10 protein-coding genes are annotated in these 13,658 nt (G+C 29.2%); 4 read left to right on the top strand and 6 right to left on the bottom strand.

Annotation, left to right across the window (positions count from 1 at the left end):
• The first annotated feature begins 111 nt into the window (after positions 1–111).
• The gene (locus JN168_RS00190; protein ID WP_279526016.1) at positions 112–2,607 is read left to right on the top strand and encodes an MMPL family transporter; all 2,496 of its coding nucleotides are present in this window, start codon (positions 112–114) and stop codon (positions 2,605–2,607) included.
• A gap of 500 nt (positions 2,608–3,107) precedes the next feature.
• On the opposite strand, the gene JN168_RS00185 is transcribed toward JN168_RS00190, so the two are convergent.
• From JN168_RS00185 to JN168_RS00175, 3 genes are read right to left on the bottom strand one after another with little or no spacing between them, the layout of a single operon-like run.
• Complete coding sequence (locus JN168_RS00185; RefSeq protein ID WP_279526015.1) at positions 3,108–4,046, bottom strand: alpha/beta hydrolase; 939 nt, start codon at positions 4,044–4,046, stop codon at positions 3,108–3,110.
• A gap of 21 nt (positions 4,047–4,067) precedes the next feature.
• A complete protein-coding gene (locus JN168_RS00180) occupies positions 4,068–5,051 on the bottom strand; it encodes an aldo/keto reductase (protein WP_279526014.1) in 984 nt (327 codons plus the stop codon).
• A 36-nt stretch (positions 5,052–5,087) separates the two neighbouring features.
• Complete coding sequence (locus tag JN168_RS00175) at positions 5,088–6,248, bottom strand: MFS transporter (RefSeq protein ID WP_279526013.1); 1,161 nt, start codon at positions 6,246–6,248, stop codon at positions 5,088–5,090.
• 122 nt (positions 6,249–6,370) lie between these two features.
• Here JN168_RS00175 and JN168_RS00170 point away from each other — a divergent pair, with 122 nt between their 5' ends.
• The 3 genes from JN168_RS00170 to JN168_RS00160 all read left to right on the top strand — a co-directional run bounded on the left by JN168_RS00170 (position 6,371) and on the right by JN168_RS00160 (position 8,898).
• The gene (locus JN168_RS00170) at positions 6,371–7,252 is read left to right on the top strand and encodes a LysR family transcriptional regulator (RefSeq protein ID WP_279526012.1); all 882 of its coding nucleotides are present in this window, start codon (positions 6,371–6,373) and stop codon (positions 7,250–7,252) included.
• A gap of 121 nt (positions 7,253–7,373) precedes the next feature.
• Positions 7,374–8,126: an SDR family NAD(P)-dependent oxidoreductase gene (locus tag JN168_RS00165; protein ID WP_279526011.1), complete on the top strand. Its 753-nt coding sequence runs from the start codon at positions 7,374–7,376 to the stop codon at positions 8,124–8,126.
• A gap of 25 nt (positions 8,127–8,151) precedes the next feature.
• Positions 8,152–8,898, top strand: coding sequence for an SDR family oxidoreductase (locus JN168_RS00160; protein ID WP_279526010.1), 747 nt, complete (start codon positions 8,152–8,154; stop codon positions 8,896–8,898).
• Positions 8,899–9,219: 321 nt separating this feature from the next.
• Here JN168_RS00160 and JN168_RS00155 read toward each other — a convergent pair whose 3' ends face one another.
• From JN168_RS00155 to JN168_RS00145, 3 genes are all read right to left on the bottom strand, one after another.
• On the bottom strand, positions 9,220–10,146 hold the full coding sequence (locus JN168_RS00155; protein ID WP_279526009.1) for a hypothetical protein: 927 nt from the start codon (positions 10,144–10,146) through the stop codon (positions 9,220–9,222).
• 204 nt (positions 10,147–10,350) lie between these two features.
• Complete coding sequence (locus JN168_RS00150) at positions 10,351–11,025, bottom strand: IS6 family transposase (RefSeq protein ID WP_002481997.1); 675 nt, start codon at positions 11,023–11,025, stop codon at positions 10,351–10,353.
• Between the two features lie 80 nt (positions 11,026–11,105).
• The gene (locus JN168_RS00145) at positions 11,106–13,658 is read right to left on the bottom strand and encodes a DEAD/DEAH box helicase family protein (protein ID WP_279526008.1); all 2,553 of its coding nucleotides are present in this window, start codon (positions 13,656–13,658) and stop codon (positions 11,106–11,108) included.

Raw genomic sequence — 13,658 nt, 5'->3', positions numbered from 1 at the left:
AGTAAATATTATTGCTACTTTTATACATCTAAAATCCCATTTATTATTCACATTATGAAAATTCATTATATGGATAAAACTTATCACGTAACGATAAAGGAGGCAAAAGTTTTGGCAAAAATTTTATATAAAATAGGAACATTTATGGCCAAATATAAATGGTGGGGTGTGGGTATTTGGTTAATTCTTTTATTATCTATTTTTATTCCACTATTATTAAATACACCAAAATTTGATAATGACATTACTATGAATGGAATTAAATCACTTGATACAAATAAAAAGATATCAGATGAATTTGGCCAAGATAGTGAGAAAGCACAAATTAGAGTTGTCTTAAAATCAGAAAAATCTAATGGGATTATTAAAAAACATACTTCAAAAGATATACAAGATACTTTAAAACAAATTAAAAAAAATGATAAAGATATTAAAAGCATTTCTAACCCATATGAAACTAAACAAATTAGTAAAGATAAAACAACGGCTTTAGTAGATATTAATTATGATGTAAATGCAATTTCTTTGAAAAAACATTCTAGAGATAATATTAATGACGAATTGACCAAATTACGTAAAAAAGATAATATTCAAACAGAATTAACAGGAAATGGTGTACAAGATAGTGGCGGTGGCTCAAACGAAGTTATGGGAATTGCTGTTGCTTTTATTATTCTATTAATCACTTTCGGATCTATAGTGGTGGCAGGTATGCCAATAGTGTCAGCACTCATTGGATTAGGAAGTAGCATGGGCGTAATATCAATTTTGACTTACTTTTTCAATATTCCTAATATCGCTTTAACTTTATCTGTAATGATAGGTTTAGCAGTTGGTATTGATTATGCTCTATTCATTTTATTCAGATATAAACAACATATTAATCAAGGGACACATTATATTACCGCAATTGGTTTAGCAATCGGAACAGCAGGAAGTGCAATCGTATTTGCTGGGGTAACTGTTATCATTGCAGTATGTGGACTATCTCTAGTTGGTATCAATTTCCTAAGTATAATGGGATTTGGAGCTGCAATAAGTGTTATATTTTCAGTTTTAACATCATTAACTTTATTACCTTCTTTAATAAGTTTATTTCATAAACAGATAAAACCTAAAAAATCAAGAACTAAGCATAAAAATCATAATGATAATTTTTGGTCAAAAATCGTCATTGGCAAACCTATATTAGCAACTATAATTGCATTGATAATTTTAGTATTTTCAGCTATACCAGTTCTTCATATGCGATTGGGTATTCCTGATGATGGTGTAAAGCCAGAATCAACCACACAAAAACAAGCATACGATATAATATCAGACAAGTTTGGTAAAGGGTTTAACGGTCAAATAGCAATGCTAATAGATGTTAAAAATCATAATGATAATAATACAGACTTACAGAATAATTTAAATAAAGTTTATAAAGATATTAAAAACATGAAAAATGTTGATATGGTTTCACCACCTCAACTTAGTAAAAATAATAAGTATGCAATTGTATCTATCATACCCTCAAATGGACCAAACGCTAAATCCACAACTAGTTTGGTAGAAAAATTAAGAAATTACAATGATGATGCTAAAAATAAATATAATTTCCATACTGAATTAGCAGGCCAAAGTGTTGTAAATATTGATATGTCAAAAAAACTAAGTGATGCCATACCCTTATTCACAAGTGTAATAGTAGTACTTGCCTTTATATTATTATTGATTGTATTCCGATCTATTATTATTCCATTAAAGGCGGTATTAGGGTTTGTATTGTCTCTAATGGCTACCTTAGGTTTTACAACTTTTATTATTCAAGATGGTTTTCTAAGTAATCTATTTGGTATAGATACTACAGGCCCAATGCTTTCATTTTTACCAGTGATAGCTATAGGAATCTTATTTGGACTTGCTATGGATTACGAAGTATTTTTAATGTCACGAATCCATGAAGAATATACAAAAACACAAAATAATGATCATTCTATTAGAATAGGAATTAAAGAGAGTGGTCCAGTTATAGTATCTGCAGCGATTATCATGTTTAGTGTATTTATCGCATTTGTATTCCAAGATGATGCAATGGTTAAATCTATTGGTATCACACTTGGCTTCGGGGTAATATTTGATGCACTTATTGTCCGATTACTATTAATTCCAGCTTTAACAAAATTATTCGGTGATACTTCTTGGTATATTCCTAAATGGTTAGATCGAATTTTACCGAAAATTGATGTTGAAGGTACAGAACTTAATAAATTTATAACAACTGATAAATCAAGCCATCATAATCAAACATATAATCGTACCTTTAATATAGATAAGAATAATAATAAAACTTTGAATAATACCATTTATGTAGATAATCAAACTAAACACCTTTTCAAAGAATTATCAAATAATGATAATAATCTACTATACAAAGCTTTATTAAATTATAAAATTCAACAAGATACTCAATCTACAGAAACAGAGCACACTCATTTTCATTATAATAAGACAAATGAAAATGAAAACAATATTGATAAAAATAATTTAATCAATTTACTTACTCAACAAAGTAATAATATTAACAAAATAAACGAATTGATTGATAAACTCATAGAAAAATAAAAAAGTATAATTTATTAAAATACGATTTCTAAATTAAGAAAGTGGTTGTAGTTAATTTAACTGCAATCACTTTTTTATTTATTAGTTTCTAGTAAATATACATTACAAAACTCTTATTGAATCATATTTAGTCAGTACGATATATTCAAAATTCCTTCACAATGTCTCTAAAAAACCGCATCACTTATGATACGCTTCTAGCAAATACAAATACCCTTTATTAATTTCTAGCAACCTGTATGCACATAATGTAGCAACTGATGAATGGAAAATTTTGCGAATAATAAAAGTGATAATGGAATCCATGTATTTAAAGTAATACATAATACTGATGTCGTACTTTATAATAGTATTAGTTAAAATATGGTTTAAGTATTATATATTGAGTTGTGATTTCTTTACACCATAATATATTTAATGGGAGTCCTTCACTATTCTATGAAGGACTCCCATTAAATACTATTTTTTATCTGAATTTGAAAGAAAACAGATATTTCATATTATTTAAAGACATTAATTAAAAATTCATTTATTTCATCAAATGGTATTTTTGTAATGTCATCATATAAATCAATATGATTAGCATTCTCAACTTCAATTAAATATTTAGGTTCATTTGCTTCATTATAAGCATTTTTCGAAAATTGTTTAGAAAATGCTTCTTTACCAACAATTAACATTATTGGTCTCGGAGATATTGTATTTATATGGTCTAATAATGAAAAATTCATGAAAGAAAGGGTGCTAGACAAAGTAAATTGTGTGATTGATCTTGGATGATAACCTCTTTCCGTAGAATAAAATTCACCAAATTCATTGTAAGCTGGGTCATTTGTTTGTTTAATTTGTAATGCTGAACCTCTAGGTCCAAGTATTGGATCTTCACTTAAAAAATCGTTATATCTTAATTCAGCAATTTCTTCCATTTCTTTTTTTCTTTGTTCTAATGGACTCATTTTGCTAGCTTCTGAAATATCTACCATACTCGTTGTTATAACTGCTTTAATTCTTGGATCTATTTGTGCAGCACTTAAAGCAAATCCTCCACTTCCACAAATACCTATAGCTGCAATTTTACTTTTATCTATATATTTTCTTGTACCAATATAATCCACGGCAGCACTGAAATCTTCAACAAATATATCTGGTGAAGATACATGTCTAGGATCACCTCCACTATTACCATTAAATGAAGGATCAAATGCAAGAGTTACATACCCTTTTTTTGCTAACTCTTGAGCATATATACCAGGGCCTTGCTCTTTCACACCGCTGTATGGTGGTCCAATTATAATACCTGGATAGTGTTTATTTTCATCAAACTCTGCAGGTAAGTATATATCAGCAGATAATATAATACCAAAACGATTTTTAAATTTAATATTTTTTCTTGTAATACTTTCTGATAAATTAAAAATATAATTAGTTTTAACAGTCATAATTAATTTCTCCTTTCATTTTTACCATGCATATGAATATGGCGCTTCACCAGGACCAGGCCAAATTTCATCTAATTCACGTAAAGTCTCTTCTGATAATTCTATTTCTATTGCACGTAAACTTGTTTCTAGTTGTTTAACTGTTCTAGGTCCAATAATAGGAGCTGTTACAATAGGATTGTGTAACAACCATGCTAGAGCTATGACTGACGGTTCCTCGTTAATTTTTTCACACAATGCTTTATATCGTTTTAATTGCTCTTGATGTTTTTCAAATTCACTTTCTAATTGACCAGATAAACGACGCCCTTCGTGTGATTGATCGAAGTCCCCACCTAATAACCCCATACCAATTGGGCTCCATGGTATTAAGCCAATATTATAATATTTTAGGGCAGGTATTACTTCGCTTTCAATTGCACGGTTACTTAAATTATATAAGCTTTGCTCAGATGCTATGCCTAATAAATTACGGTTATTGGCTTTATTTTGGGCTGTCGCAATATCCCATCCAGCAAAATTACTACTTCCTACATAACTAACTTTATCTTCGTTGATCAGTTTTTCCATGCCTTGCCAAATCTCTTCCCAAGGTGTTGTTCTATCAACGTGATGCATTTGATATAAATCAATATGATCTGTTTGAAGTCGTTTTAAGCTTGCTTCACATGCACGTTTTATATGATAGGCAGAAAGTCCACGATCATTAGGTCCTAAGCCCATCGGTTGATACACTTTAGTAGATAATACAATTTGATCTCTATGACCTCTTTGTTTCAACCACTTTCCAACAATCTCCTCTGATTTTCCATAACCTTTTTCCATATCTGGACTTTGAGGTCCTCCATATACATCAGCTGTATCAAAGAAGTTTATACCTGCTTCAAAAGCTTTATCCATAATTTCAAATGCAGTTTTTTCATCAGTTAATTCTCCAAAATTCAATGTTCCTAATGCTAATTTACTTACTTTCAAACCTGTTCGTCCTAAATTTGTATATTTCATAATATCTCTCCTTTGTAAAAAATTCTTATTTAAATATTAAATTTGAGCTGTATTAGATATACGTACTCTCCATAAAACACAAATTAAACCTAGGATTAAACCTAAAACACCAACAATAAGAATGTATTTTGTACCAACTTGAGTAATTATCAATCCAGCAAACGCTGTTCCAATTGTAGTTCCTAAGTTTGTCGCAGTTAAAAATAACCCATTGGCGAAGTCAGGTGCTTGAGGGGCTGAAGACATAATCCAATATTGATTTACATTATTACCAATGCCAGCAATCACCCCCCAAATTAAAATAATGATCATTGTAGGTATCGTTAATTCTGCTATAGATAGAAAAATAAAATATATTACAGTTAATACGATTGGATACACAATCACAGTAATCTTTGGTGAGTGTGTTAATAAATTACCAGCAATCACATTGCCTATAATATTAGCTAATCCATAAACGAATAACATAATGCTAATAACATTAGCTGATAGTTTTGTTATAACATCAAGATATTCGGCTAAATAGCTATAGATACCAAATACAGCTCCGTTAAAGCATATGACTGCAAATATCGAAAGCCATGTAACACTTTTAGTCAAAATTTTTAACTGTGATCCATAAGATAATCTTTCTTTAACTGGCATAGTTGGTACAAACAATAATGTTGCTATTAGCGTAAAAATATTAACAATAGCAAAGAAAGACATTGCTAGTTGAAGTGTGAATTCATTAGCTAAAAAGCTTGCTACTGGTACACCTAAAACCATACCTGCAGAAACGCCTATAAATACTTTTGAAACAGCTTTGTTTGCTTCTTTAGGATCTACCGAAACTGCTGCAACCGACAATGCCATAGACACATATACAGGGTGGAAAAATGCTGGTAGTATTCTCGCAACTAAGGCTACTGTAAAATTCGTTGTAAAAATAAGCGTGATGTTACTGATAACGAAAATAATAAGTACCATAATCATAATTTTCTTTCTATCAATACCAGAAAATATTAGTGGTAAAGTTGGTCCCGCAAAGGCTATAGCTAATGCAAATCCACTAACTAACCACCCAGCTTCGGAAATACTTACATTAAAATATTTCGCTAAATGTGGAAGTATACCAATAACCCCCATTTCAGTATTTAAAATACCAAATACACCAACAGCTAATATAAAAAGTAATAATCCTTTTGAATCTTTCATAACATAAACTCCTATATTTAAAATTTCTTTGTTTATTACAGTGTAAAATGGTATCATTCAGATAACAAATACCTATTTCAAATACTTACATATACCTAAAAGTTATAACAAGGAGATCTATTATGGATATAAGAGTTTTACGCTATTTTATTGCAGTAGCAAATCAGGAAAGTATTTCAGGTGCAGCTAATCAATTGCATCTTTCTCAACCCACTTTATCGAGACAGTTGAATGATCTTGAAGATAATCTAAACACTAAGTTATTTCATAGAGGAAATAGAAAAATTCAATTAACTGAAGAAGGAAGATTTTTATTAGAAAAAGCCAAGGAAATTGTTAATTTAGTTGATAAAACAGAGGCTAACTTTAATCAATCAGAGGATATAATAAGTGGAGAAATTTATATTGGCGCTGGAGAAACTGAAGCCATGCGTATCATTGCTAAATCCTTAAAAAAGGTAATAGAACAATCTCCAAATATCCAATTTCACACTTATAGTGGTAATTTTGATGATGTTACAAACAAATTAGATAATGGACTATTAGATTTTGGAGTAATTATAGAACCAGCTGATAAACAAAAATATAATTATATAAAATTACCTGAATCTGAGATTTCAGGTGTTTTAATGCCCAAAACTAGTCCATTAGCAAACAAAGAAACTATAAAACCAGAGGACTTAATCAATCATCCTTTGATAATTTCCCACCAAACATCTGATAGTAATGAAATAGCTGGATGGTTTGGTAAAGATATAGAAGATTTAAATATTATTGGTACTTATAACTTACTATATAATGCTTCTATAATGGTTCAAGAAGGTATTGGCTATGCAATTTGTATTGATAAACTTATTGATACTTCAGAAAACAGCGAACTTTGCTTTAGACCATTAAGCCCAACTTTAGAATCTGGCCTAAATTTAATTTGGAAAAAACATCAAACTTTTTCTAAAGCTTCTAAAGCATTTTTAAAGCAATTAAGGGAAGACTTAAATTTGTAAAAATTTGAAAGTAACTATGCTATATATGTATAGCTAAGTATGTGAAATAAGTATTTGTAATACTTATAACTCTAGATTATGATGACTCCATAATATTTATTAAAAGTAGGAGTTGTTAAGGATGAAATATACTGTAATAACAGGTGCTTCTTCAGGTATTGGATATGATACAGCTTTAGCATTTGCTAAAAGAGATAAAAATTTAATATTAATTGCAAGAAGAGAAGATAAGATGGAGCAACTAAAACAAGAAATTAAAAATATTAATTCAAATTTAGATGTAGTCATTAAATCCATAGATTTATCAATATTAAGCAATGTTTATCAAACATATGAATCATTAAATAATTATGAAATAGAGACCTGGATTAATAATGCTGGATTAGGTAATTTTTCTCCTTTAAAAGAACAGTCATTAAACAAAATTGAAGCCATGCTTAATCTAAATATTCAAGCTCTAACAATTTTTTCAACACTATTCATTAAAGATTACGCAGACGTTGAAAACACTCAACTAATAAATGTTTCTTCAGCAGGTGGCTATATTACCATTGGTAACTTAGTTACTTATTCTGCAACTAAGTTTTACGTAAGTGCATTTACTGAAGGTCTTGCTCAAGAACTAAAAACTAAAAACGCAATGTTAAAAGTAAAATTATTAGCACCAGCTGTCACAGAAACAGAGTTCGAACAAAATTCTCTAGGACTAGAATTGTTTGAATATGAAAGTAATATACCGCAATTCAATACATCAAAAGAAATGGCTGAATTGATGCTTCAACTTTATGATAGCGATAAAATTTTAGGACTTGTAGATGAAAATACGTATCATTTTAAGTTACAAGACCCAATTTTTCCATTTAGAAACGCTTAATTTAAATTTAGTAGGAGGATGTACTATGACTATTGAAAATAAAGTAATAATTATAACAGGTGCTTCTTCAGGAATTGGAGAAGCTACAGCAAAACTGTTAGCCCAAAAAGGCGCTAAAGTTGTTTTAGGCGCTCGCAGAGAAAATAAGTTACAACAATTAGTTGAGTCTATAATCAATAACAATGGAGATGCAACCTATTTAGTAACGGATGTGACTAAACAAGAAGATAATTATAAATTAGTTGATCATGCCCTTTCTACTTATGGTAGAATTGATGCTATTTTCTTAAATGCTGGTTTAATGCCTAATTCCCCATTATCAAAACTTAAATCAGATGAATGGAACCAGATGATTGATGTGAATATTAAAGGTGTACTAAATGGCATTGAAGCGGTATTACCTATATTTACAAAACAGAAATCGGGTCATGTAATTACAACATCATCTGTTGCAGGTTTAAAAGCTTATCCGGGAGGTGCCGTTTATGGCGCTACAAAATGGGCTGTACGTGATCTTATGGAAGTATTACGTATGGAATCGGCACAAGAAGGTACCAATATACGTACAGCGACAATCTATCCAGCAGCAATAGAAACAGAACTAATTAATAACATCTCAGATGAAACCACAGCTAAAGGTACAGAACAAATGTACAATCAATATCAGATTTCACCTACAAGTATAGCTAATATTGTTGCCTTTGCTATTGACCAACCAGAAGACGTTAATATCAATGAATTTACTGTTGGACCTACTTCACAACCTTGGTAACATTTCTATTCTTTCTATTAGTGGAAAACAAAAATGATAAATCACTTATATTAAATCAATATCAAATATTACCTGATTAATAAAACAAGTAAAATTTAATTATTAAGAGAATTAAAAATACTAGACCCTATCAAGATTTTCATCAATTTATAGTGAATCTTGATAGGGTCTAGTTTGTTTACCCGTCCTTTTATCTATTATTTATTATTAATTGAAATTTCATGCAGTATGATACGTTCAAAATCCCTTTACAAAAGGCCTAAAAAACCGCTTCACTTATGATACGCTTCCCCTTATCAATGATTTTGCTAAAAATTTTCCTTATTTTATATCTTTGCTACTTTTGCTTTTATTAAATAGCGTATTACCTAAAAATGCTAATACTAGTGCTATGTATGTAGAAACAAACACTTTACTTACCAATCCGAAAAGAATTTCATTTGTATTTATAAATTTAACTTCTTTGGTTTTGGATATTACTATCCCACTTCCCTGAGATAAATTATCTAATCCATAAGATATAAATACCGCTGTATAATTCAATAAATTTTCAGGTCCTTTTATATTCAATATTCCTTCATTTGGCTTCAAGTTTTGGTTTTTAATATCATAAACCATAAACCCATATCCTATATAAGTAAACATGATTACACATACTAAACCCATGTTTAAATAACAGAAAAGCATATGAATCAATTTGAAATTTTTATTATCAACACTGTAATACAAGGAAATGGATATATACAAAGAAAGCATTAATGTAGTCATAAATATATAAAAAATATGGAAACTGATTTCTTGACGATCTAAATCTATAAGGAAAATTTCTAAAGCCCCAAAAACTCCTAAAAATGGAATATATAATTGACCAAAAAATATCTTTATAGATTGGTGTTCTTTTTTCAAAAAGCTCAATAAAAGTATCGCTAAAAAAATCATGATATATTCTAAAAAAATAAACTTAATTAAATCATTTAATTTAAAGTTAATTAATATTAAAACTAAAATAATTACAATTAAGAATCCTAATTTTCTCCATGAATTTATAGTGAAAATTTTATCTAAAATCATTTTTGTCAAAACTCTTGGTTTAATATCCCTAATTAACTTGCCTACGTCAGTTTTTATATTTCTCAAACTGTAATTGTTTTTTATTCGTGAAAGATATAAATAAAATGTATTTTTAATTCTATATCTATTCACTATTAAAACAATGATTAAAAATGCTATTATTATTACGTTTAACAATATTTAACTCCTCTCCTTCTAGGACTCCTTTTTAATTGTTACCTTTATTTTTTTAAAAATTATTTTGTTGTCTAAGTATAATCATTAATTCTTCATGATAAAACCTCTACGCGTACTATTTCTTGAAAATTATAGGTTAATAAAGGTTCTGTTGCAAAGTTGAAAAATAAATGTCTAATCTCAATTTTAAAATAATACTTTGTGTTAACTTGTTAGCATGATGCTAATTTCATGGCATGGCGAAAATCCGTAGATCTGAAGAGACCTGCGGTTCTTTTTATATAGACCGTATATACATTCAATACCTTTTAAAGTATTCTTTGCCGTATTGATACTTTGATATCTTGTCTTTCTTACTTTAATATGACGGTGATCTTGCTCAATGAGGTTATTCAGATATTTCGATGTACAATGACAGTCGGGATTCAGTTTAAACGCTTTAATTACTTTAGCCATTGCTACCTTCGTTGAAGGTGCCTGATCTGTAATCACCTTTTGAGGTTTACCAAATTGTTTAATGAGACGTTTGATAAACGCATATGCTGCATGATTATCTCGTTGCTTACGCAACCAAATATCTAATGTATGTCCCTCTGCATCAATGGCACGATATAAATAGCTCCATTTTCCTTTTATTTTGATGTATGTCTCATCAATACGCCACTTATAATAGGCTTTTTTATGCTTTTTCTTCCAAATCTGATACAAAATTGGGGCATATTCTTGAACCCAACGGTAGACCGTTGAATGATGAACGTTTACACCACGTTCCCTTAATATTTCAGATATATCACGATAACTCAATGCATATCTTAGATAGTAGCCAACGGCTACAGTGATAACATCTTTACTGAATTGTTTATATCTGAAATAGTTCATACAGAAGACTCCTTTTTATTAAAATTATACTATAAATTCAACTTTGCAACAGAACCTGTATTTTTAACAATGGTAAATCCTTAATTTAATAATTGATTATTAAACATTTCTTTAAATTCTTTTCTTTTTGTTGGATCATCAGAATAAAAGAATAACCCTACTAATCTTACATCATCATTTTCTGCAAGTATTTCAATATCATCTCTTTCATTCAGTGATAGCATGAATTGTTCTTTCCATTTATCATTCAATAATAAATGTTGACCTTTAGGTTCTACAAATACTTGATACGTGTATTCATCATCCTTTAAGTACAGCAAGAAATCAGGCATGAAACCTCTGACACCATAGATTTCCCTAAACTTAATTTTACGTTCGTTACGTATTAAATAAACTTCTTCATATTTATTTTGTAAATCTTCCATCATATTATTGATTAAATCAATCAAATCACTCTCAAGACCATTTACAATAGCTTTATCATAAATGTACCAATCATGTTGTCCCATGTTTTTAGGTCTCTTTTGATCGTCTAAATCTGTTACATCTCTATTTACATTATTGACTTCAACAACATAATCATCGATTAATTCTGACAGTTTTACCCCTTCAAAAATAGGTGTACCTTTAACTTTTAGATAATTATTTTTAATTTTTGCTTCTAATTTACTTAAATAATCATTCAATACAGACAGCTTTATTTTTGGTCTGATATCACTAATATCCATCTCTTTAGGTATAGTTACGCTGATATCTAAATCTCCTAAAAAATTCTTTGACTCTATAAATGTCTGCATACTCGTAATACTAGGCACATACTCTTTTAAATTAGAATATCTAAAGAATGGGTTACTTCTTAAAGCTTTTTGTAATAATGGTTTATTAATATTTAATCTTACTTCTTTACGGTTTTCTGCTATATCTTTGATACCTTGAGTCAAATTAGACTCACTTACTTTGAATAAATCTTTCTGATATTCCCTAGATGCACTGTAATTTTCTAAATTCTTATAATCTTCAGCAGTAGTAGGTACTGTTTTATTAATATATATTTTCCCAAATTTGAAAAGGTCAGTTTTTTTAAATTTATTTTTCACTTTTCCTTCATGTATCTCACTTATGTCAGTATTTGTTTGAACTTTTGCTTCTGTTAAAGATTGGTGTAAATTTTTAATGTAAGAAGAATCGTTAATCGTATGATAATGTAAAGTTTCGATTGCTTTTAAATCACTAAATTCATTATCAAATCTACGCTTATAAGATTTTTCTTCTTCATAAATAAATGGATAATATCTAGCCCCTCGACCGATGAGCTGTGCTTCTGCATTCGTCGCGTTTTTGTTGACCTTTTTCTTCTCATCTACTTTCACAATATCGAAAAGATTTAAGACGTCCCAACCTTCATTAAGTTTGTACACTGCAAAGATCGCTCTTATAGGGTTATCAAGATTTTCTAAATTATTCAATAATTGAGCATTTTTCTCTTTTTCTTTATCATTATTAACATTTAATGTGGTTTGTTCATTAAAATCCCACTTCAAGTCATCTAACACTTTTATTAAATTTGCTTGTTTATAAAAACTGAAGACCTTACTCCAAATACTATTTTGACCACTGTAAAATTTAAAACCATTATCAATAATTGTTTCTAATTGCTCATAAGTTAACTGTTCTAAACGGTCTAGCATCAATTGATGTATTTCTTGTGAGCCTTTAATAGAAGTGGATTGAAACATGATAACTGGTTTAAGCGTTATATGGTTTTTATCAGCTATATACTTTTTATATTCACTCATTAATAAAGCATGTAGTATTTTATCTTTATTTTCCTCACTCGCATACAAAAGTGTAACATTTTTTGAATAACCTTGTTGCATAAATTCCTTTAAGTCATACCGATAAAGAATTCTATCCTTGTATTTTTCATAAATATCATCTTCTAACTGTACCGTAGCTGTAAATTCTAACAATTCATTCTTATTATTCTGCTTCATAAGCCTATCAACAGTTACTTCCCAGTTAGTCTCTTCAATTTGCTGAGTAGTTTTTTTGCTTTTTTTCTTTGTGCTGACATTTAGATGATGAGCTTCATCAGCTAATAACACAATAGGGAATTGAGCTAAATCTTCATAAGTAATTTCATTTTCTCTTGGGTAATTTAATTTATCATGCAGTGCATTAATCGTTGTTAATTTAAGGTAAATCGTATTTTCATCAGGTAAGACGGGATAATTATCTACTACTTGAATATTAATCAATTTACCATCAATGACAATACCTTCTGGATTAAACAAATACTTACTAGATGAAGTGTTAGTTAGATTGTCATACGTTTTATTGACAATCGCAGTACTATTAACAAAAAACAAGAAATTTTGATAACCTTTTTCTTTAAATAAATATAATACTGATGCAGCTAAAACAAGTGTTTTACCAGAACCAGTTGCCATATTAAACATCAATTTGTTATATAAATTATCTTCATCTTTTTCCTCAAGAAACATTAATCTTTGTACAGCTTCTTCTTGGTACGGTCTTAAACGATGGTTCAAATTATCGATAATATAGTTAGGTATATCCGGATATTGTTTAAATAATTGGTTTTCAATACGATCATGTAGCATTTCTGACAT

This window comes from Staphylococcus gallinarum, from assembly GCF_029774255.1.
GTDB lineage: Bacteria > Bacillota > Bacilli > Staphylococcales > Staphylococcaceae > Staphylococcus > Staphylococcus gallinarum.
This window is presented reverse-complemented; position numbering and strand designations above follow the sequence as displayed.